The organism is Comamonas granuli NBRC 101663 (assembly GCF_000739995.1).
Classification (GTDB): domain Bacteria; phylum Pseudomonadota; class Gammaproteobacteria; order Burkholderiales; family Burkholderiaceae_C; genus Simplicispira; species Simplicispira granuli.
In genome coordinates, this window is sequence record NZ_BBJX01000003.1 from 1 (window position 1) to 21,213 (window position 21,213).

The 21,213-nt window shown below is 68.8% G+C and carries 18 protein-coding genes; 10 read left to right on the forward strand and 8 right to left on the reverse strand.

Annotated features, from left to right (window positions below; all coding sequences use genetic code 11):
* Positions 1–142: 142 nt before the first annotated feature.
* Entirely contained in the window at positions 143–622 is a 480-nt protein-coding gene (locus tag CGR01S_RS03250; protein WP_042422380.1) for a c-type cytochrome, read from the reverse strand.
* 166 nt (positions 623–788) lie between these two features.
* Positions 789–983 (reverse strand): hypothetical protein, encoded by a 195-nt coding sequence (locus tag CGR01S_RS16605; protein WP_156967492.1) that lies wholly within the window; start codon positions 981–983, stop codon positions 789–791.
* On the opposite strand from CGR01S_RS16605, the gene CGR01S_RS17280 reads away from it, so the two are divergent.
* The 8 genes from CGR01S_RS17280 to CGR01S_RS03285 all read left to right on the forward strand — a co-directional run bounded on the left by CGR01S_RS17280 (position 952) and on the right by CGR01S_RS03285 (position 10,219).
* The gene (locus tag CGR01S_RS17280) at positions 952–1,212 is read left to right on the forward strand and encodes a hypothetical protein (protein ID WP_439644721.1); all 261 of its coding nucleotides are present in this window, start codon (positions 952–954) and stop codon (positions 1,210–1,212) included. The two genes, CGR01S_RS16605 and CGR01S_RS17280, sit on opposite strands and share 32 nt — an antisense overlap.
* Positions 1,213–1,227: 15 nt before the next feature.
* Entirely contained in the window at positions 1,228–3,156 is a 1,929-nt protein-coding gene (gene nosZ, locus CGR01S_RS03255) for a TAT-dependent nitrous-oxide reductase (protein WP_042422383.1), read from the forward strand.
* 173 nt (positions 3,157–3,329) lie between these two features.
* Positions 3,330–5,954, forward strand: coding sequence for a NosR/NirI family protein (locus CGR01S_RS03260; protein WP_042422385.1), 2,625 nt, complete (start codon positions 3,330–3,332; stop codon positions 5,952–5,954).
* A 2-nt stretch (positions 5,955–5,956) separates the two neighbouring features.
* Positions 5,957–7,228 carry a nitrous oxide reductase family maturation protein NosD gene (locus CGR01S_RS03265; RefSeq protein ID WP_042422413.1) on the forward strand — a complete coding sequence of 424 codons (1,272 nt, stop codon included), beginning with the start codon at positions 5,957–5,959 and terminating at the stop codon, positions 7,226–7,228.
* Positions 7,203–8,138: an ABC transporter ATP-binding protein gene (locus CGR01S_RS03270; protein WP_042422387.1), complete on the forward strand. Its 936-nt coding sequence runs from the start codon at positions 7,203–7,205 to the stop codon at positions 8,136–8,138. The genes CGR01S_RS03265 and CGR01S_RS03270 overlap by 26 nt, the downstream gene beginning before the upstream one ends.
* 19 nt (positions 8,139–8,157) lie before the next feature.
* Positions 8,158–8,973: an ABC transporter permease gene (locus tag CGR01S_RS03275; RefSeq protein ID WP_042422389.1), complete on the forward strand. Its 816-nt coding sequence runs from the start codon at positions 8,158–8,160 to the stop codon at positions 8,971–8,973.
* Complete coding sequence (locus CGR01S_RS03280) at positions 8,970–9,518, forward strand: nitrous oxide reductase accessory protein NosL (RefSeq protein ID WP_042422390.1); 549 nt, start codon at positions 8,970–8,972, stop codon at positions 9,516–9,518. Before CGR01S_RS03275 ends, CGR01S_RS03280 begins: the two co-directional genes overlap by 4 nt.
* A gap of 20 nt (positions 9,519–9,538) precedes the next feature.
* A complete protein-coding gene (locus tag CGR01S_RS03285) occupies positions 9,539–10,219 on the forward strand; it encodes a nitrous oxide reductase accessory protein NosL (RefSeq protein WP_084690542.1) in 681 nt (226 codons plus the stop codon).
* A gap of 79 nt (positions 10,220–10,298) precedes the next feature.
* On the opposite strand, the gene CGR01S_RS03290 is transcribed toward CGR01S_RS03285, so the two are convergent.
* Positions 10,299–10,934 carry a MarC family protein gene (locus tag CGR01S_RS03290; RefSeq protein WP_042422392.1) on the reverse strand — a complete coding sequence of 212 codons (636 nt, stop codon included), beginning with the start codon at positions 10,932–10,934 and terminating at the stop codon, positions 10,299–10,301.
* 187 nt (positions 10,935–11,121) lie between these two features.
* On the opposite strand from CGR01S_RS03290, the gene CGR01S_RS17175 reads away from it, so the two are divergent.
* Positions 11,122–12,774 (forward strand): methyl-accepting chemotaxis protein, encoded by a 1,653-nt coding sequence (locus CGR01S_RS17175; RefSeq protein WP_084690543.1) that lies wholly within the window; start codon positions 11,122–11,124, stop codon positions 12,772–12,774.
* Between the two features lie 31 nt (positions 12,775–12,805).
* Here the strand turns inward: CGR01S_RS17175 and CGR01S_RS17180 are convergent, their stop codons facing one another.
* From CGR01S_RS17180 to hemB, 5 genes are all read right to left on the reverse strand, one after another.
* Positions 12,806–14,443, reverse strand: coding sequence for a methyl-accepting chemotaxis protein (locus CGR01S_RS17180; RefSeq protein ID WP_042422393.1), 1,638 nt, complete (start codon positions 14,441–14,443; stop codon positions 12,806–12,808).
* A 17-nt stretch (positions 14,444–14,460) separates the two neighbouring features.
* Positions 14,461–16,644, reverse strand: coding sequence for a putative bifunctional diguanylate cyclase/phosphodiesterase (locus CGR01S_RS03305; RefSeq protein WP_169742448.1), 2,184 nt, complete (start codon positions 16,642–16,644; stop codon positions 14,461–14,463).
* A gap of 319 nt (positions 16,645–16,963) precedes the next feature.
* The gene (locus CGR01S_RS03310) at positions 16,964–17,596 is read right to left on the reverse strand and encodes an ANTAR domain-containing response regulator (RefSeq protein WP_042422395.1); all 633 of its coding nucleotides are present in this window, start codon (positions 17,594–17,596) and stop codon (positions 16,964–16,966) included.
* Positions 17,541–19,484, reverse strand: coding sequence for an MASE1 domain-containing protein (locus CGR01S_RS03315; RefSeq protein WP_052382489.1), 1,944 nt, complete (start codon positions 19,482–19,484; stop codon positions 17,541–17,543). The genes CGR01S_RS03310 and CGR01S_RS03315 overlap by 56 nt, the downstream gene beginning before the upstream one ends.
* A 57-nt stretch (positions 19,485–19,541) precedes the next feature.
* Positions 19,542–20,552 (reverse strand): porphobilinogen synthase, encoded by a 1,011-nt coding sequence (gene hemB / locus CGR01S_RS03320; protein ID WP_042422396.1) that lies wholly within the window; start codon positions 20,550–20,552, stop codon positions 19,542–19,544.
* Positions 20,553–20,782: 230 nt separating this feature from the next.
* Between hemB and CGR01S_RS03325 the strand changes: the two genes are divergently transcribed.
* Complete coding sequence (locus tag CGR01S_RS03325) at positions 20,783–21,211, forward strand: CopD family protein (RefSeq protein WP_042422397.1); 429 nt, start codon at positions 20,783–20,785, stop codon at positions 21,209–21,211.
* Positions 21,212–21,213 lie beyond the last annotated feature (2 nt).

Sequence of the window (21,213 nt, forward strand, 5' to 3'; positions counted from 1 at the left end):
CGTGCGCGCGCCACGGGCGCCGGGGCGGCGGCCTGTGCGGCCGGCAGCCAGGCCGCCGCGCCCAGCAGGGGCAATGCCATGGCCATGCGCCGCCGCGTCAGGCCCTGGGGCTGGAGCATGTCGTGCATGGCCATCTCCCCGCTCAGCTCGAGAGGCCGACCATGTAGTCCACGGCGGCCTTCACGTCCTCGTCGGACATCTTGGTGTTGCCGCCGCGCGCGGGCATCATGCCCTTGGCGCCGGTGAAGCCTTCCAGGGCGTGCTTGTACAGCGTGTCCTTGCCCTGGGCGATGCGCGGGCCCCAGTCGGCCTTGTCGCCGGGCTTGGGTGCACCGGCCACGCCCGCGGCGTGGCACATGGCGCAGGTCTTGCCGTAGGCGGACTTGCCGGCGTCCGCGTTGGCGGCCGGGGCTGCCGCAGCGGGGGCTGCTTCCGATGCGGCCGGGGCGGCGCTGGTCTCGGAGGCCGCAGGGGCCGGCGCGGGCGCAGGTTCGGCGGCCGGAGCGGGGGCAGCGGCTGGTGCCGGAGCGGGGGCCGGCGCTTCGGCAGGCTTCTTGTCGCCGCAAGCAGTCAAAAACAGGGCCAGGACGGCAAGGGCGGCAAGGGATGCAGGCTTTTTCATGGTCGTGGAAGATGGGTCAAAGGTTGGAGGAAAGGCGTGGCGCTTCTGCAGGCCAGAGGCCGGCGGCAGCGAGGGAAATCATAGCGCGCAGGTCGGATGTTGTTGTGCATCGCAGCACCTGCTGGTACTGTAATTGAAATAGCTTGGGAAGGGGACGCCAAAATAGTCATGCAACATGACTCATATCAAGAAACCGATATTTGGCCTCCCTATACTTGTCAAGCATGAAAACCCTTAGATCAATGGCTTGGTTGCGCCGCTGGATGGCCGCATGCCTGCTGTTGAGCATGGGTGCGGCGCTGGCGGCGCCGCTGGTCCAGCCCCGCACCATGGAGCTCATCTGCTCGGGTGCGGGTGCCATGAAACTCCTGGCCCCTGCGGGCGTCGCCCATCCGGCGGGCCATGGGGGTGCCGGCATGGACTGCCTCCTGTGCCTGCTGGAGAGTGCTCCGCCAGGCGTTCTTCCGCCCCGTCTTCCGGCCCTGCCGCCTGCCGTGCAGGCGCCTGCACCGCCGCCGGCGTCCTTCCTTCTGGCCTCCATGGCGGCGCTGCCGCCAGCGCGAGCGCCCCCTGTTTCCCCAGTGCCTTAACCAAGAGAGGTCAATATGAGCGACAAGAAAGTGGATTCTCCCAACGATACCGCCGGCATGGGCCGCCGCCGGTTCATCAATACCGCCGCATTGGCGGGGCTGACGGTAGGCGTCGCCGCCTGCAACGACAAGCCCGCCGCCGCACCGGCCGCAGCGCCCGCATCGGCGCCCGCGTCCGAACCGGCCGCACATGCCGGTGCCAGCGTCCATCTCAAGCCCGGCGAGCTCGATACCTACTACGGCCTCTGGAGCGGCGGCCACACCGGCGACATGCGCGTGCTGGGCCTGCCCTCGGGCCGCGAGCTGCTGCGCATCCCCTGCTTTGTGCCCGATGCGCTGGTCGGCTGGGGCGTCACCAACGAATCCAAGGCCGTCATGGGCACCAAGGCCGACGGCTCCTTGCGCTACACCGTGGCCGACACGCACCACACCCACGCCTCGTACAAGGACGGCAACTACGACGGCCGCTACGCCTGGATCAACGACAAGATCAACAGCCGCATCGCGCGCATCCGCCTGGACTACTTCGTCTGCGACAAGATCACGCAACTGCCCAATGTGCAGGGCTTCCACGGCATCTTCCCCGACAAGCGCGACCCGGTGGACCCGGCCATCAACTACACCACGCGCGTGTTCTGCGGCGGTGAGTTCGCCATTCCCCTGCCCAACAATGTCGGCACCGACGACGGCAGCAAGTACCGCTCGCTGTTCTCCTGCGTGGACGCCGAGACCATGGAAGTGCGCTGGCAGGTGCTGATCGACGGCAACTGCGACCTGGTGGCCACCTCGTTCGACGGCAAGCTCGCCGCCACCAACCAGTACAACGTCGAGATGGGCGTGCACTACGAGGACATGATGTCCGCCGAGCGCGACGCCTGCCTGTTCTTCAACATCGCGCGCATCGAAGAGGCGGTGAAGGCGGGCAAGTTCAAGACCATCGGCACGTCCAAGGTGCCCGTGGTGGACGGCACGCACGAGGCCAACAAGGACCCCAAGACGGCCCTCACCGCCTACGTGAGCGTGCCCAAGAACCCGCACGGCGTGAACGCCAGCCCGGACCAAAAGTACTTCATCTGCGCGGGCAAGCTCTCGCCCACCGTCACCACCATCGAGCTGGCCAAGGTGCTCGACTGGTTCGACGGCAAGATGGAGAAGCTCGACGACGCCATCGTCGCCGAAGTGGAAGTGGGCCTGGGCCCCCTGCACACGGCGTTTGACGGCCGCGGCAACGCCTACACCACGCTGTTCCTCGACAGCCAGGTGGTCAAGTGGAACATCGAGAAGGCCATCGCCTTCCACAAGGGCGACAAGAACGCCAAGTACGTCGTGGACCGCCTGGACGTGCACTACCAGCCCGGCCACATCAACGCCTCGCAGTCCGAGACCATCGCCGCCGACGGCAAGTACCTGGCCGTGGGCTGCAAGTTCTCCAAGGACCGCTTCCTGCCCGTGGGCCCGCTGCACGCCGAGAACGAGCAGCTCATCGACATCTCGGGCGAGAAGATGGTGCTGCTGGCCGACCACCCGGTGCGCGGCGAGCCGCACGACTTCATCATCTTCAAGCGCGACCTGGTCAAGCCCAAGCAGGTGTACGACCTGGACGAGTCGCCGCTGGCCATCAAGGACCCCAAGGAGTCCGGTGTGTTCCGCAACGGCAAGAAGGTCACGGTGAAGATCACCTCGCAGGCCCCGGCCTTCAGCCTGCGCGAGTTCAAGGTGAAGAAGGGCGACGAGGTCACGCTGATCCTGACCAACCTGGACAAGATCGAGGACCTGACGCACGGCTTTGCCATCCCGAACTACAACGTCAACTTCATCGTCAACCCGCTGGAGACCAAGTCGGTGACCTTCGTGGCCGACCAGCCCGGCGTGTTCTGGTGCTACTGCACGCACTTCTGCCATGCGCTGCACCTGGAGATGCGCACGCGCATGATCGTGGAGTAACCAAGAGGCATCCCCCGGGAGGCGCTGCGCGCCTTCCCCCTTCTCCCGCAGGGCTGCGCCCTGCGGGAGGGGGCCGTGTTTTTTCTGAGCTTGTGCCTTGTCACAATCTTTTGGCCTTTTAGGCTTGTTACGCAGGTACTGCAAGCGGTACCTGCTATGAATTGGATAGTGCAATGTCGGTCCTGGGTTCGCGGTTCGTTGCCTTTTGTCTTGCCGTGTTGTTGGCGACGCCGTGGCTGGCGCCCCAGGCCCATGCGGGGGCCTACGAGGCCGAGCTGCCGCCGAACCTGGCGGTGACGCCCGACATGTGTGCGCTGCTGCCCTGCAAGGAAGTCTTTCCTGGCGCCGGGCATTTTTCCGAGCGCAAGGGCCAGCCGCCCTACGTCGAGGCCTACGACAACGATTCGGCCCAGAAGAAGCTGCTGGGCTATGTGATGCTCTCGACCGACATCACCGACACGCCGGCGTATTCGGGCAAGCCGGTGGTCACGCTCATCGGCATGGACAAGACGGGCCACTACGTGGGCGTGAAGGTGCTCAAGCACTCCGAGCCCATTTTGCTGCTGGGCATTCCCGAGTCGGCCCTCATCAACTTCAACAACCAGTATCTCGGCAAATCCGTTGCCGACAAGATCGAGGTCGGCCCCTCGCGCCCTGAAGAGGAAGTGATCGGCGTGGACGCCATCTCCGGCGCCACGGTCACGGTGGTGGCGCAGAACCAGGTCATGCAGCTCTCGGGCCAGGCGGTGGCGCGGCAGACGGGCATCATCGCGCCCACGGTGCGCGACCCGGCGCGCTTTGCCGTCAGCGGGCAGAAATACGACTGGGCGCAACTCGTGCAGATGGGCGCCGTGCAGCCGTTGCTGGTGCGGCCCGAGCAGGTGGGCCTGGAGCGCAGCCCCGAGCCCTTCATCGAGCTGTGGTTCGGCGACCTCAACCACCCCGACGTGGGCAGGAGCCTGCTGGGCAGCAACGGCTTCGACAACCTGCGCTCACGCATCAAGCCGGAGGAAAACGCCTTCTTCGTCATCCGCACGGCCGGGGCCGAGTCCTTCAAGGGCTCGGGTTTTGTGCGCGGCGGCATTTTCGACCGCGTGCAGGTCAAGCAGGGCGCAGATGCCTTCACCTTCCGCGATCTCGATTTCTACAACCTCTACGGCCTGGAGGCCGCAGGCGCGCCGCGCTACACCGAGGCGGCCATCTTCGTGATCCGCTCGGCGTCCTTCTCGGCCGCCTACCCCTGGAAGTTCGCCTTCCTGGGCAACCGCGTGGACCGCGCCACGGGCCACCGCAGCTTTGCCGTGTTCGAGTCCAAGTACTGGCTGCCCGCCAGCCTGCTCGACGGCGGCCGCCCCAAGGTCGAGGAGCCGCAGGCCCCCTGGGTGCGCATCTGGAAGTCGCAGGCGCTGGAGATCAGCCTGTTCGCCCTGCTGCTGCTCGCCGTGGCGGTGGTCTACGCCCTGCGCGAAAAGCTCACGCGCCTGTCCACGCACAAGAACAAGTGGCCCGTCAACGGCTTCAAATACACGTTCTGGGCGATCAGCATCTTCGTCGTCGGCTTCGGCTACATGGCCCAGCCCTCCATCACGCAGGTGCTCACCTGGTTCCATTCGCTGCTGTTCCAGTGGACCTGGTCGCTGTTCCTGTCCGATCCGTTCATCTTCCTGTTCTGGATCTTCATCATCGTGACCGTGTTCCTGTTCGGGCGCGGCCTGTTCTGCGGCTGGATGTGCCCGTTCGGCTCGCTGCAGGAGGCGATCTACAAGATCGCGCGTTTCGTGGGCCTGGGGCGTTTCCAGACCAAGCTGCCGCAGAAGTGGCACGACCGCCTCAAGTGGCTGAAGTACGCCGTCTTCTTCTTCCTGCTCACGGTGTCCATGTTCTCCATGGGCCTGGCGGAAAAGCTCGCCGAGGTCGAGCCGTTCAAGACCACCTTCCTGGTCGGCGTGCTCAACCGCGCCTGGCCCTACGGCCTGTTCGTGGCCGCCATCCTGGGCGTGTCCATCTTCATCGAGCGGCCGTACTGCAAGTACATCTGCCCGCTGGGCGCCTCGCTGGCCATGCCCAGCACCTTCCGCTGGTTCGGCCTCAAGCGCAAGCAGGACTGCAACAGTTGCAAGGCCTGCGCCGTGGGCTGCGGTGCCCAGGCGATCGACGCCGACGGCCGCATCGACCACCGCGAGTGCCTGCACTGCCTGGACTGCATGATCCTGTACACCGACACCAAGGGCTGCCCGCCCCTGGCCAAGGAGCGCAAGCGCCGTGAGAAGGACGGCCTGGAGATCACGCCCATCGGCGCCAACGGCTATTTCATTCCCATCCATCCCGCCACCAGCTTCGCGGAGCAGATCAGCGCCAAGGCGGCCAATGGCCCCGACCCACGCATGCCTACCGATCCTGTGGCACCCTTGCACAAGGCGGGTGAGTCGGGCTGGAAGTGGATCGCCATGGAAGTGCGCGACCACCTCTGGCCCTGGAGCACCGAAGGCTGGCACAGCCAGCGTGCGCTGCAGGTGGCCGGGCTGTCGCTGGCCATTGCCGCCACGGTGGCCTGGGTCATGGCGGCGCTGGGGCATCTGTCCTCGGGCGCCATCATCGGCTGGTGGTTCGGCTGGAGCGTGTACGAGGTGCTCATCCGCCTGTCGGGCCGCCGCTATGTGAAGGACGGCGTCTGGTGGCGGGGCAACTACCGCAAGGCGGGCGTGATGGACATGATGAGTTACGTGGGCTTCAAGAACCTGCTGATCGGCGCCGCCCTGTTCCTGGCGCTCAAAACCCTGGGTTGGCTCATCCTATGAGCATGGCCTGGGTGCGCGGCGTCCTGGCCGTACTGTTCGGCCTGGGCCTGCAGGCGGCAGCCCTGGCCGCCACGCTGGCGGTGCGTCCTGGCGAGGATCTGGCCGCCGCCGTGCGCGCCGCGGCCCCGGGCGACGTGATCGAGATCGCACGCGGCCACTACCGCGCCAACCTGCTGATCGACAAGCCGCTCACGCTGCGCGGCATCGACCGCCCCACCATCAGCGGCGGCAACCAGGGCGACACCATCCGCGTCACCGCGCCGGACGTGGTCATCGAGGGCCTGATCGTGCGCGATTCGGGCGACAACCTCAAGGACCAGAACGCCGGCATCTACCTCTACCCCGGCGCGCACCGCGCCACCGTGCGCCACTGCGACCTGACCTACAACCTCTTCGGCCTGTGGATAGAGAAGGCCAACGACGTGCTCATCGAGCACAACACCATCACCGGCAAGCGCGAGTACGCCTCGCCGCAGCGCGGCAACGGGGTGCAGCTGTACAACACCAAGGGCGCGAAGATCCTCAACAACAACATCAGCTTCGTGCGCGATGCGCTGTATGTCGACGTCTCGCACCACGCGCTGTTCAAGGGCAACCGCCTGCACCACAGCCGCTACGGCACGCACTACATGAACTCCTACTACAACCTGTGGGAGGACAACGACACGTTCTACAACCGCGGCGGCCTGGCGCTGATGGAGGTGCGCCACCAGGAGGTGCGCGGCAACCGCGCCTGGGGCAACTCCGACCACGGCATCATGCTGCGCACGCTGCAGGACTCGGTGATCGAGGGCAACGTCGTGGCCGGCAACAACCGGGGCTTCTTCATCTACGACGTGGAGTACATCAAGCTCAACAACAACCTGATCGTGGACAACACGGTGGGCGTGCACCTCTCGGCGGGCTCGAAGAACAACGAGGTCGAGGGCAACGACCTCGTCGCCAACCGCGAGCAGGTGCGCTACGTGGGTGCGCGCGACGAAACCTGGGGCCAGAAAAGCGGCAACCACTGGAGCAACTACCTGGGCTGGGACCGCGACGGTGACGGCCTGGGCGACGTGCCCTACGAGGCCAACGACATGGTGGACCGCCTCACCTGGCGCCACCCCAGCGTCAAGCTGCTGCTGGCCAGCCCCGCGGTGCAGGCCCTGCGCCTGGTGGGCCGCCAGTTCCCGGTGCTGCGCGTGCCCTCGGTGGTGGACCCGCACCCGCGCATGAAACCCCACAACGAACAATGGAGCCAATGGCGTGGCAAGCATTTCCCCGGCCAGTGATGGAGCCGCAGCGATTGCGCTGCGCGGCGTGCGCAAGCACTACGGCGCATTGCATGCCGTGGACGGCGTGGACCTGGACATCGCGCAGGGCGAGATCTTCGGCCTGATCGGCCACAACGGCGCGGGCAAGAGCACCCTGTTCAAGATGATGCTCGGCCTGGTGACCCCCACGGCGGGCAGCATCCAGGTCGGCGCGACGCCCGTGGGCGGACGGCATTTTCGCGCCGTGCGCCGCCAGCTCGGCTACCTGCCCGAGAACGTGGTGCTCTACGACAACCTGGACGGCCTGGAGACGCTGCGCTTTTTTGCCCGCCTCAAGGGCGCGCCGCTGCACGAGTGCCCGGCCATGCTCGAGCGCGTGGGCCTGGCGCATGCCGGCAAGCGCCCGGTGCGCGAATACTCCAAGGGCATGCGCCAGCGCCTGGGCTTCGCCCAGGCCCTGCTCGGCAAGCCCCGCGTGCTGTTCCTCGACGAGCCGACCAATGGCCTGGACCCCCAGGCCATCCGCGACTTCTATGCCCAGCTCCAGGAGCTGCGGGCCGGCGGCGTCACGGTGATCATCACCTCGCACATCCTCGCCGAGCTGCAGGAGCGCGTGGACCGCCTGGCCATCCTCGCCGCGGGCCGGGTGCAGGCCGTGGGCAGCGTGCAGGCGCTGCGCGAGCGCACCGCCCTGCCCCTGGTGGCCGAGATCGATGTGGACGAGGCCGACCGCAGCGCGGCCGCCCAGGCCCTGGACGCGGCCCTGGGTGTGCAGGCCGAGACCCGCCCCGCAGGCCTGCGCCTGTCGCTGCCGCGCGAACGCAAGATGGCCTTGCTGGCAGCCCTGGCCCCGCTGGGCGCCCGCGTGCAGGATGTGCGCCTGCAGGAACCCTCGCTGGAAGACATGTTCTTCGGCATCGCGCAATGAACCGCTTCCCACGATTGCCATGGAACTGACCCCCATCCTCACCGTCGCCGCCAAGGAATTCCGCGACCGCATGCGCAACCGCTGGGTGCTGGCGGTGGCGCTGGTCTTCACCATCTTCTCGCTCGTCATCGCCTACTTCGGCGGCGCGCAGCAGGGGCAGGTGGGCTTTCGCTCCATCGAGTTCACCATCGCCAGCCTGGTGAGCCTGGTGATCTACCTCATCCCGCTGATCGCCCTGCTGCTGGGTTTCGATGCCATCGTGGGCGAGCGCGAGCGCGGCTCGCTGGACCTGCTGCTGGCCCTGCCCATCACGCGGCTGGAACTGCTGCTGGGCAAATACCTGGGGCTGGCGCTGGCGCTCACGCTCTCCACCCTGGCCGGGTTCGGCCTGGTGGCGCTGGTGCTGTGGCGCCACATGAACGTCAATGCGCTGTTCCACTTCGGCGGCTTCATCCTCTCCTCCGTGCTGCTGGGCCTGGCGTTCCTGAGCCTGGCCGTGCTGCTGTCCGTGCTGGCGCGCGACCGCACGCGCGCCTCGGGCCTGGCCATCGCCACCTGGTTCTTCTTCGTGCTGGTGTTCGACCTGCTGCTCCTGGGCATCCTGGTGACCACGGGCGGGCAGTTCGCGGGCGACGCCTTTGCCTGGCTGCTGCTGCTCAACCCGGCCGATGTGTTCCGCATCCTCAACGTGTTTTCACTCGAAGACGTGCGCACCCTCTACGGCCTCGCCAGCGTCGTGCCCAGCGCGCTGGGCAATCCGCTCACCATGGGCGGCGTGATGCTGGCCTGGATCGCTCTGCCGCTCGCCCTCGCGCACTGGAGATTCAAGCCATGACCTGTTCCTGCTTCACCCGCCGCCGCGCCCTGGGCCTGGTGGCCCTGGCGGCCCTGCCCGCCACCGGCCTGCTCGCGGCCTGCGGCGACAAGCCCGGCGCGGCGCAATCCCTCGCACCCGTCGAGATCGACCGCGCGACCTCCTGCGAGCTCGACGGCATGCTGCTGGCCGACTACCCCGGCCCCAAGGCGCAGATCCACTACGCCGGGCAGGACCGCCCGGCCTTCTTCTGCGACACCGTGGAGCTGTTCAACACCCTGCTCGCGGGCGAGCAGGTGCGCGCCGTGCGCGCCGTCTACGTGCAGGACATGGGCCAGGCGCAGTGGGAGGAGCCCCAGGGCCACTGGATCGACGCCAAGACCGCCTTCTACGTGCTGGGCAGCAAGCGCCACGGCTCCATGGGGCCGACGATTGCCAGCTTTGCCCAGGAGCAGGACGCCGGCAAGTTCGCCAGCGAGTACGGCGGCAAGGTGCTGCGCTTTGCCGACATCCAGCGCGACATGGTGGACCTGAGCGGCGGCGCGCTGCACGATACGCGCATGTGAGCGCCGCCAGGGTCTGCGCCATGCCGTCACCGCCCTCGCACCCCGCCCCGCGGCGCTGGCCGCAGCGTCTGGCCGTGGCCGCAGCGCTGCTCCTGCTGCTGGCGCTGGGGGTGCAGGGCTGGCAGTGGCGCGCCGCGCCGCCGCAGCCCGCGCCGCACGCCGCGGTCGTGGTGCAGGAGGGCGATGTCTGCATCGTCGCGCCGCCCACGCCCTACGACCGCGCCTCGGGCCTGCCGCTGCACGCGGCGCGGCCGGTGCCGCCCGGCGTGCGCTGCCCGGTGTGCGGCATGTACCCGGAGCGCGCGCCCGACTGGGCGGCGCAGGTCATCTTCGACAACGGCGACGCGCAGTTCTTCGACTCGCCGCTCTCGCTGTTCATGTACCTGCAGGACGTGGCGCGCTACAGCCCCGGGCGCAGCGCCGCACAGATCGTGGCGCGCTATGTCACCGACGTGCCCAGCCGCACCTGGGTGGACGCCGCCGGCGCCTGGTATGTGCATGGCTCCAGCGCACGCGGGCCCATGCGCGCGGGCAACCTGCCCGCCTTCGCCGAGCGTGCCGCCGCCGAGCGCTTTGCCGCCCAGCGCGGCGGCCAGGTGCTGGGCTTGGGCGCCATCGATGGCGCGCTCATCGCCCCGCTGGCCGGCCAGGGCGGGCACGGCCACGCGGCGCACAGTGCGCCATCTGTTGCTACCAAATAAATAGCTGCTTGCGCTTGCTGGACGGGCGCTGGAGGCGAATTTTCCCTGTATTCCTGGGCCTGCCCGGGCGGCGGGCTGCTCAGTGCGCGCCCAGTGCCGGGAACAGCTTGCTCAGGCCTTCGGCCATCACCTCCACGGCCAGGGCCGCGAGGATCAGGCCCATGAGACGGGTCATGACGTTGATGCCCGTCTTGCCCAGAAAGCGCGAGATCGGCTCGGCCAGCGCAAAGCTCACCGCCGTGGCCGCGGCGATCACCACGCCATAGCCCACCAGCGCGGCGTGCTGCCAGAAGGTCTGGGCGCGGTCGGCGTAGATCACCACGGTGGACATGGTGGCCGGGCCGGTGAGCAGCGGGATGGTCAGCGGCACCACGGCGATGCTGGAGCCGGCGGCGGCCTTTTCGGCGCCTTCTTCCAGTTCATGGGTGTGGGGCTTGGCCTCGGCCGGCTGGGCGTTGAGCATGTTCATCGCGCTGATGAGCAGCAGCATGCCCCCGCCCACCTGGAAGCTTTGCAGCGAGATATTGAAGAAATCGAGAATCTGCAGGCCCAGCAAGGCGCAGGCCGCGATCACGCAGAACGCGGCGAACGCCGCCGTGCGGATGGTGCGCCGGCGCTGCGCGTCGGAGAAGCCCTGCGTGTAGTGGATGAAGAACGGCACGATGGCCAGCGGGTTGACGATGGCCAGCAGGGTGATGAGGGGCTTGAGGTCCATGGGGCGCTTTCGGGGCGTGGCCTGCATGCTAGCCGCAAACGCCCCGGTGCGCGTGACTGCCCGATGGCCGCCATGGGTTGACCGGCGGCACTTGTGCGTTCGCGCCCAGGGCCGTAACATCAAGATACATTTTTCATCAACTGGTTTGATGTCTCCATCCATGCCATGAACCCGCAAGGAGAAAACCATGAATCTCGGTGATATGAAGATCGCCACCCGGCTGACGCTGGGTTTTGCCCTGATGGGCCTGCTGATCGTCGGCCTGGGCGTGGTGGCGCTCTGGAAAAGCGCAGCACTCCACCAGGAGTTCCGGGTGGTGACGGACGAGCGCATGCCGCGGGTGGCCCTGCTCAACCACATCCGCGACGACTCCAACGGCATCGCCATCGCCCTGCGCGACATGACCATTGCCGAGGGCGGTGACGAGTTCCAGCGCCTGCAGAAGGCCGTGCAGGCCCGGCGCCAGAGCATGAATGAACGCGTGGAGCAGCTGGCGGCGCAGATCCGGCACCCGCGGGCCAAGGAACTGCTGGCCGCCTTGCAAACGCAGCGGGTGCGCTCCATCGAGGTGCAGCAGCATTTCATGGACCTGATGGGCCAGGGGCAGGACGAAGCGGCACGCGCCTCCCTGCTCAAGGAGGGGCGCCCGGTGTTCCAAGCCTACGCCGAGGCGACGGATGCCCTCATTGCCCTGCAGACCCAGCTGCAGGAGCAGTCGGTGGCCGACGCTGGCGCCGCCGTGGCGTCCATCCAGCTCTCCGTGGGGGTGGCCATTGCGCTGGCGCTGGGGGCGGCCGTGGTACTGGCGCTGTGGATCATCCGCGCCATCACGGGGCCCCTGCAGCAGGCGGTGGCTGTGGCCCGCGCCGTGGCCGATGGCGATCTGGGCGTGCGCATCGATGCCCAGGGGCGCAGCGAGACGGCCCTGCTGCTGGGCGCCCTGCGGCAGATGCTGGAGAGCCTGCGCTCGGTGGTGGCGCAGGTGCGCGGCGGCTCCGAAAGCGTGGCCGCGGCCAGCAGCCAGATCGCCCAGGCCAACCAGGACCTGAGCGCACGCACCGAACAGCAGGCCAGTGCGCTGGAGGAGACGGCCGCGTCGATGGAGCAGCTCAACTCCGCCGTGCGCCTGAATGCCGACCATGCCCGCCAGGCCAATCAACTGGCCATCTCGGCCAGTGCGGTGGCCGAGCGCGGCGGCACGGTCGTGGGTGAGGTCGTGCAGACCATGAAGGGCATCCAGGAGAGCTCCAGGCGCATCGCCGACATCATCGGCGTGATCGACGGCATTGCCTTCCAGACCAACATCCTGGCGCTCAACGCCGCGGTGGAGGCGGCGCGCGCGGGCGAGCAGGGGCGCGGTTTTGCCGTGGTGGCCTCCGAGGTGCGCGCCCTGGCCGGGCGCTCGGCCGAGGCCGCCAAGGAGATCAAGCAGCTCATCGGTGCCAGCGTGGAGCGTGTGGAGTCCGGCACGGCGCAGGTGGACCAGGCGGGTGCGACCATGCAGGAGGTCGTGGGCGCCATCCAGCGGATGACCAGCCTCATGGGCGAGATCAGCGCGGCGAGCACCGAGCAGAGCCAGGGCGTGACCCAGGTCGGCGAGGCCATCACGCAAATGGACCAGGTGACGCAGCAGAACGCCGCCCTGGTGGAGGAAATGGCCGCCGCCGCCAACAGCCTGCGCGGGCAGGCGCAGGAGCTGGTGCGCGCGGTGGAGAGGTTCCGCCTGCAAGAGGGCCCGGCGGTGCACCGTGCGGCCGCCAGCGCTGCACCCCCCTTGGGCCCGGTGCCGGCAGGAGCCCCGCGGACAAGCCCGGCGCCCATGCAGCGGCTGCCGGCCTGAGCTTCTGCAGGAGGCTGCCAGCGGCCTGGTTTCAGGTGAGCGCCGGCACGCGTGCGGGCAGGGGCATGGCGCTGCGGCCGGCGGCCGGAGCGGGGCTGGTGAGCGGTGCTGCTGCAGCCGCCGCATCTTCGTCCAGCGTGAACACCGCAATGGCCTGCACCTGGGCGTGTGCCTGTTCCTGCAGGCTGCGCGCCGCTGCGGAGAGCTCCTCCACCAGGGCGGCGTTCTGCTGCGTCGTCTGGTCCAGGTGCTGCACGGCGGCGTCGATCTGGCCCATGCCGCTGCTCTGTTCGGTGCTGGCAGCGCTGATGTCCGTCATCAGGCTGGCGACGCGCTGGATGGACGTCACGACCTCCTGCATGGTCGCCCCTGCCTGGTCCACCTGCGCCGTGCCGGACTCCACACGCTCCACGCTGGCACCGATGAGCTGCTTGATCTCCTTGGCGGCCTCGGCCGAGCGCCCGGCCAGGGCGCGCACCTCGGAGGCCACCACGGCAAAACCGCGCCCCTGCTCGCCCGCGCGCGCCGCCTCCACCGCGGCGTTGAGCGCCAGGATATTGGTCTGGAAGGCAATGCCGTCGATCACGCCGATGATGTCGGCAATCTTGCCCGAGGAGGCGTGGATCTCGCGCATGGTGCTCACCACCTGACCCATGACCGTGCCGCCGTGCTGGGCCACCTGGCTGGCGCTGCTGGCCAGGTGCTGTGCCTGGCGCGAGTTCTCGGCGTTTTGCTGCACCGTGGCGCTGAGCTGCTGCATGGCGGCAGCGGTCTGTTCCAGCGCACCGGCCTGCTGCTCGGTGCGGCTGGCCAGGTCGTGGTTGCCCGTGAAGATCTGGCCGGAGGCGCTCGCCAGGTTTTCGCTGCCCTCGCGGATGCCGCGCACGATGCCCGTGAGCTGCGCCTGCATGGAGCCCAGCGCGTGCAGCACTTGCGCTGCCTCGTCCTGGTCCTGGGCATGGATGTCGCGGCTCAGGTCTCCGCGGGCGATGGCTTGCGCGGCTTGCACGGCCTGGCCGAGCGAGCGGGAGATGCTGCGCACCAGGGCCCCGGAGAAGAGGATGGCAAACAACAGGCCCAGCACGATGGCCGCCACCGCGGCGTTGCGGATCAGCGCATAGCGCTGGCTGGCGGCATCCCAGGCCTGCTTGCCGGCCTCGGCCTGCCAGCGCACCAGGGCATCGATAGCCTCGCCCACCGGGAGGTACAGCGGGCGCACCCGCTCGGTCACCAGTTGCCGTGCCTGCTCCACGTCGCCCGCGCGCAGCGCTGCGGCGGCAGGGCGCAGGCCTTCGTTCACGAAGCGCATGCGGTGCTCGTAGAAGGTCTCGGCCAGGCGCGTCTCGTCCGGGGCGTGCGGGCGCCGCATGTAGTCCTGCCACACCGTGCTGATGGTGGTGATGTTCATCTCCACGGTGGCCATATTGGCCTGGATGGTGGCATCGTCGGGCGTCACCAGCGTCACCGCCAGCAGCAGGCGCTGCTGCAGCAACAGGGACTGGATCTTCCCGATCTCGGCGGTGGCCGCCAGGCGCTCGGCGTACATGGTCTGCAGCGCCTGGTTGGACTGGGTGACGCCCCATAGCCCCAGGGCGCCGATGAAGACCGACAGCAGCGCCAGCAGCACGGCCAGCACGGTCACACGGGTGGAAATCTTGAAGCGGTTCATGGCAGTTCTCTTGGGGGTCAAAGCGATGCGGAGGACGTGGGGGAATGCGCGGGGGGAGGGAGGGACAGTGCCTGCAGCCAGGCGGCGAAGGCGTCGCCCGGCAGGGGGCGGGAGAACAGGTAACCCTGGAAGAAGTGGCAATGCGCCTGGCGCAGCGCCTGCTGCTGGGCAATGGTTTCCACCCCCTCGGCGACGATTTGCAGGCCCAGGCTGCGGGCCATGTTCACAATGGTGCGCACCAGGGTGGCGCTGCCTGCGGCCTCGGCCACGTCGCGCACGAAGCTGCGGTCGATCTTGAGCAGGTGCAGGGGCAGGTCGCGCAGCACGGACAGCGAGGAGTAGCCCGTGCCGAAATCGTCGAGCGCAAAGCGCACCCCGCGTTCGTTCAGCACCTGCATCTTGACGCGCGTGTCTTCCAGGTCGTCGATCACCAGGCTCTCGGTCAGTTCGAGCACCAGGCGCGTCGCGTCTATGCCGCTGGTGTCGAGCAGGCGCAGCACACTGGCGGCGAAATCGGGTTCGCGGAACTGGCGCACGCTCACGTTCACGGCCAGCTCCAGGTGGCGTGTGTCGGGGCAGGCCTGCCAGGCGGCCAGTTGGGCGCAGGCCTGCTGCAGCACCCAGTGGCCTATGGGCAGTATCAGCCCGCTGGCCTCGGCGAGGGGGATGAACTGCGCCGGCGGCACCAGCCCGTGCTCCGGGTGCTGCCAGCGCAGCAGCGCTTCGGCGCCCACGGCCTGGCCATACTCGTCCACCTGGGGCTGGTAGTACAGCAGGAACTGGTGATCCGCCAGCGCCTGGCGCAGCGCCGCGGTCAGCGCGGCGCGCTCGTCGAGTTGGATCTGCATGGACGGATCGAAGGCGCACAACTGGTTGCGCCCGGCGTTCTTGGCCTGGTACATGGCCAGGTCGGCGCGCTTGAGCAGATCCTTGAGGCTGGCATTGCCGCACTGGAACAGGCTCAGGCCGATGCTGGCGCTGCCATGGTGGTCGTGCCCGCCGATCGTGCAGGGGGCGGCCAGCGCGCCCAGCAGCGCCTGCCCCAGCGCCACGGCCTGGTCGAGCGCGCGCGTGCCATCGGTGTCGAGTGGGCCGGTGAGCACGACGAACTCATCCCCCCCGATGCGCGCGACCAGGTGCGGCGCCACGGCCTGGGTGCGCAGGCGCTGCGCCATTTCCAGCAGAAACTGGTCGCCCACCTCGTGGCCCAGGGTGTCGTTGATGGTCTTGAAGTGGTCCAGGTCCAGCAGCAGCAGGGCGCGGTGGCGGGTGTCGCCGCGGCTCTCCTGCAGGGCCTGCTGGATGCGCTCGCGCAGCAGCGTGCGGTTGGGCAGGCCCGTGAGGGCGTCGTAGAAGGCCAGGCGGTGGATGGCCTGCTCGTTGGACGCCAGGCGCGACTGCAGGGTGCGCAGCTCGCGCAGCAGCACGCTGACCTCGTCGCGCCCGGGCACGCGGATGTGCGAGTCGAGCTGCCCCCGTGCCATGCGCTGGAACACCTGGGTGACGCGCGCAAGCGGATCGACGATGGAGCGGATCTGCCACCATCCCAGCAGGCTCAGCGCCAGCATGGCGGCGGGCAGCATCCACAGGGCGCGGTCGCGCGTGCGCTCGTAGCGCTGCATGCCTGCCTCGTAGGCGGCGCGTGCGTGCTCGAACTGCAGGTCGATCAGCGCCTGGATGTCCTGGTGGGCGCGCTCGTAGAACGTGCGGGCACTGGCGGTGTGCTGCGCGATCTGGAGGGTTTCCCTGTCCTGCAGGGCAGTGAGCGCGGGCCGCAGGGCGTGCTGCAGGTAGGTGGTGCGCTTGATCTGGAACTGCTCGGCCAGCGCGCTTTCTGCCGTGCTGAGCGGAGTGCTGCGGGTATAGGACTCCCACAGGGCGTCTATGGTGCGGATGTTCTGCTCGATGGCGTCAGTGGCCGCGCTGGCGCTGTCCTGCGTCGCCGCGCCGCGCGTCGGCTGTGCCTGCGCGCGGGCCAGTGCGGCCTGCATCTGGAGCTGGTTGGTCTGCATGAGCTGGGCGATCTGCGCGAGCGTGCGCACCGGCTTCATGCGTTCTTCGTACACACTGCGCAGGCTCTCGGTGGATTCGGCCAGCCCGTGCACGCCCGAGGCGGTGAGCGCCACGGCCACCAGGGCGGCCAGGGCCATCATGGCAAGCAGGCGCGTGCCCACACGCCAGCGGAAGATCCAGGATGCCATGCCCCGGTGCCACAGCCGTTGGCATACCAGGCGCCAGGCGCCTATGGGGGCAGACCGGCGGCTGGCAGCAAGCGTCATGGCGTGCGATTCCGTGCACGCAGGGCCGCGCAGCCGCCGGTGCGGCGTGCAAGCCAGGGTGCTGGCAGGTTCGAGCAGGCGAACGCAAGAAATGCTGGGGCAGACACGGGCGTGGTTCTCGTCGTGGCAACGAGGCGTGTTCTGGGCCCCTGGAGCGCGGGCGGCAGAGGGTTGGGCCGCCCGGGGGTTGATTTATGTCACGGCGGCGGCGGCTTGACAATCCGGGAAAACCTGCACCGGCTCAATGGCCGGGACCGGTCTCTGGCCCGCCAGGGTGCAGGCTGTCGCAGGTCTGGATGACGTCCTGCGCCAGCAGGGCGAGCTTGCGCCGCTGGGCGCGGGCGGCGGCGCGCAGCATCTCGAAGGCCGCCTGGCGCGAGAGCCGGTACTGCACCATGGTGATGCCTATGGCCACGTTGATGTCGCGGTCGCTGTGCAGGGCGGTCTGCAATTGGTCGCGGTGCGTGCGCAGTTCGGCGTGTTCCTGCGCGCGCTGCAGCGCGGCCAGCAGCGTGGGGCGGATCTGCTCGGTGTCCAGCGGCTTGACCAGGTAGCCCAGTGCGCCGATGCGCGCGGCCTCCTGCACCGTGGCCTCGTCGCTGAAGGCGCTCAGCATGAGAAAGGGAATGTGGTCCAGGGTGTGCAGGCGTGCGGCCAGGGCCAGCCCGTCCTCCCCCGGCAGGCGCACGTCGAGCAGGGCGAGGTCCGGGCGCAGCCCGCTGCCCAGCAGTTCCTGGGCGTCTTCGGCCGATTCGGCGGTGCTGACATGAAAGCCCGCGTCCTCCAGGCCGCGCGCGAGCGTGGCCAGGATGAGCCGGTCATCGTCCACCAGCAGCAGATGGGGCGGGCAAGGGGGCGTTGTGGGTGCGGTCATGGTCCGGGGTTTCGGCGTGGATGACGGGGGAGGAGAGCACGAGGTCCGTGGTCGCGCGCCCTCCGGCCTGGTGGCGCGTGAGGCGCGCGCCCGAGCGCGGCATGAGCGCGGCCACCAGGTCCAGCCCCCGGCCTGCGAGGGCCTGGGGGGGCTGCATGGGCGCCGGCCAGTGTCCCGGGTTGGAGATGCGCACGCGCACCTGCCCGTCCTCGGCGTCGCGGTGCAGGGAGGCGCGCACGTCCTGCTGCGCCTGGCCGCCATGCTTGACGGCGTTGACCAGCAGCTCGTTGAGCACCAGCGCCACCGGAACGGCCTCGGCACTGGCCACGCGCACGGGCTGCCAGCGCGGCGGGATGTCCAGAGCAATGGGCGTGTTCCAGTTCTGCGCAATGCTCTCGGCAATGGCCTGCAGCAGCGTGCACAGGCGCACCTCTTCGGAGGGCGCGCGCCCCTGCAGGCCGTGGATGGCGGCGATGCTCTGGATCTGGTCCACCACCTGCTGGATGGCACCGCGCAATTGCGGGTGCTGGCGGTCGAGCGTGCGCAGCATGCCCACGATGCCCTGCAGATTGTTCTTGATGCGGTGGTGCACCTCGCGCACCAGGGCGTGGCGTTGCGTGGCGGCGTGCTCGGCCATGCGCTGCTCCTGCTCCTCCAGGCTGGTGATGTCCCGCAGGCTGACGACATAGTGACTGATGACCGCGTCCGGCCCATGCACCGGCGTGATGGACACCCAGGCGGGGAACACGTCGCCGCCCTTGCGTGCCAGGCGTATGCGCAGTTGCACATTGCGGCCGGGGGTGCATGGCAGGCAATCACCCGGGGCTGCGGTGGGCGCGCACAGAAACTGGGCCGTGCGCCCCTGCATATGGCCCAGGGTGTAACCCGTGAGCCGCCACAGCGCAGGGTTGGCCTGCAGAATGCGGCCCCGGGCGTCGGTGATGAGCAAACCCTCCTGGCACTCGAAGGCGATGGCGGCGATGCGCAGCGCCGTTTTCTGGCGCCGCCGCTCGGCCAGCCAGGCGGCCAGCGCCAGGCCCACCACACCCAGGATCATCATGTAGGACCAGTAGCCAAAGCCCTGGCTGGCGGCGATGTCGCGCGCGAAAAAGCCGGTGCGCTGGTACGTGCCCCACAGCGCCTGCAGGGCGATGAGGCACAGCAGCCCCATGGTGGGCAGCAGGCCCAGGCGCGCGCCCGACCAGGCGACGAACAGGAACATCCAGTAGGCATTGGCCAGCGGTGCCAGCGTGGGGCTGACGGTGTTGCCGAACACGGCCACGGCGGCTGCGGCCGTCAGCGTCCAGACCAGCAGGCCCTCGTGCACGCGGCGCAGCGGCGCGGGAAAGCGCAAGGTGCGCCGCCAGGCGAGCACCAGCGGCGAGACGAGCAAGATCCCCAGGGCACTGCCCATCCAGTGCTGCAGGTACTGGAACAGCCAGGCCTCGGGCGCCAGCGTGCCGGTCAGCACCAGCGTGCCGGTCGACGCCAGCGCGCCCGTACCCGCACCCACACCGCAGGCCCACAGCAGCACATGGCCCACGACGTGGAAGTTCGGCTGGTCGATGTCGAAGCGCCCCCCGCCGCGCAGCAGCCAGGCCGACGCCAGCGCCGCCACCAGGGGGCCCAGGGCGTGGGCGAGTGCTGCCAGCGGTGCGTGGCCCGCCAGGGCGGCCTGCAGCAGCAGGCCTGCGCCCAGGGCCGGGGCCAGGCGCCGCCCGCCGCAGACGATCAGCGCCAGCACCAGGCCGCTGGCGGGCTGGAACAGCTGGGTGGCCTCCTGCCCGGGGGCCGGCTGCTCCGTGGCCAGCGCCACCGCCATGCACAGCAGGGCTGCCGCGGCCTGCGTGAGCAGCGGTGCGTGCGGTGCGGTGCGCAAGCGGCCCATGGCGCCAGGAATTCCGTTCAAAAGTGGCTTTAGCGCTTACTGGGCAAGCGTTGAAAGCTATCTATTTTGCAGCAAACGGGCGGCGTCGCGGGCAAAGTAGGTCAGCACGCCGTCGGCGCCCGCGCGCTTGAAGGCCAGCAGGCTCTCCAGTATCACCGCGTCGCGGTCCAGCCAGCCGTTCAGTGCCGCGGCCTGGAGCATGGCGTACTCGCCCGACACCTGGTAGGCGAAGGTGGGCACGCGGAATTCGTCCTTCACGCGGCGCACGATGTCGAGGTAGGGCATGCCGGGCTTGACCATCACCATGTCGGCGCCCTCGGCGATGTCGATGGCCACCTCGCGCAGCGCCTCGTCGCTGTTGCCGGGGTCCATCTGGTAGACCTTCTTGTTGCTCTTGCCCAGGTTCGCGGCCGAGCCCACCGCGTCGCGGAAGGGGCCGTAGAAGGCGCTGGCGTACTTGGCGCTGTAGGCCATGATGCGCGTGTGGATGTGGCCGTGGGCTTCGAGTGCCTCGCGGATGGCGCCGATGCGCCCATCCATCATGTCGCTGGGGGCGGCGATGTCCACGCCGGCCTCGGCCTGCGTGAGCGCCTGGCCGACCAGCACTTCCACCGTGGCGTCGTTGAGCACATAGCCGGTCTCGTCGAGCAGGCCGTCCTGGCCATGGCTGGTGTAGGGGTCGAGGGCCACGTCGGTCATCACGCCCAGGTCGGGAAACTCCTTCTTCAGGGCGCGCACCACGCGCGGCACCAGGCCTTCGGGGTTGAGCGCCTCCTTGCCGTCGGGCGTCTTGAGGCTCGCGTCGATCACCGGGAACAGCGCCATCACGGGGATGCCGAGCTTGACGCAGTCCTCGGCCACGCCCATGAGCAGGTCCAGGCTCAGGCGCTCCACGCCGGGCATGGAGGCCACGGCCTCGCGGCGGCTCGTGCCGTCGAGCACGAACACCGGGTAGATCAGGTCGTTGACGGTGACGGCGTGCTCGCGCACCAGGTTGCGGGTGAAGGTGTCGCGGCGCAGGCGGCGCGGGCGGTGGGCGGGGAAGGGGGTGGGGCTGGAGAGGTGCATGGGGAAAATTGTGCCCTACTGTGCCCGGCATGCCCACCGATTTGCGCAAAGCAGTTGAAGATGGGGGTGGGTGGTGCTAGATTTGCAGCGGGCGGCCTGGCCGCCCCCCGCTTTTTCCTCCCTGAGCGGGGCCTGGCGGCCCGCAAGGCACCAGGCTTTCCCGGCCCGGCAGGTGTCTGCCGGGCCACTTTTTTGGTCGTGCCGCGCACGCACCCCACTACACTGGCCCCATGCTCTGGGTCAAATCCTTCCATATCGTGTTCGTGGCGAGCTGGTTCGCCGGCCTGTTCTACCTGCCGCGCATCTACGTCAACCTGGCCATGGTGCCGCCCGGCTCGGTGGCCGAGCGCGCGCGCCTGCTGCTCATGGCGAAGAAGCTGCTGCGCTTCACGCACATGCTGGCGCTGCCCGCCCTGGGGCTGGGGCTGTGGCTGTGGCTGGGCTACGGCATAGGCATGGGGCCGGGCAGCGGCTGGATGCATGCCAAGCTGCTGCTGGTGCTGCTGGTGCTGGCCTACCACGGCTACTGCGCCGTGCTGCTGCGCCGCTTCGAGAGCGGCGCCCAGGGGCGCAGCCATGTCTGGTACCGCTGGTTCAACGAGGCGCCGGTGCTGCTGCTCGTGGCGGTGGTGGTGCTGGTGGTGGTCAAGCCTTTCTAGCG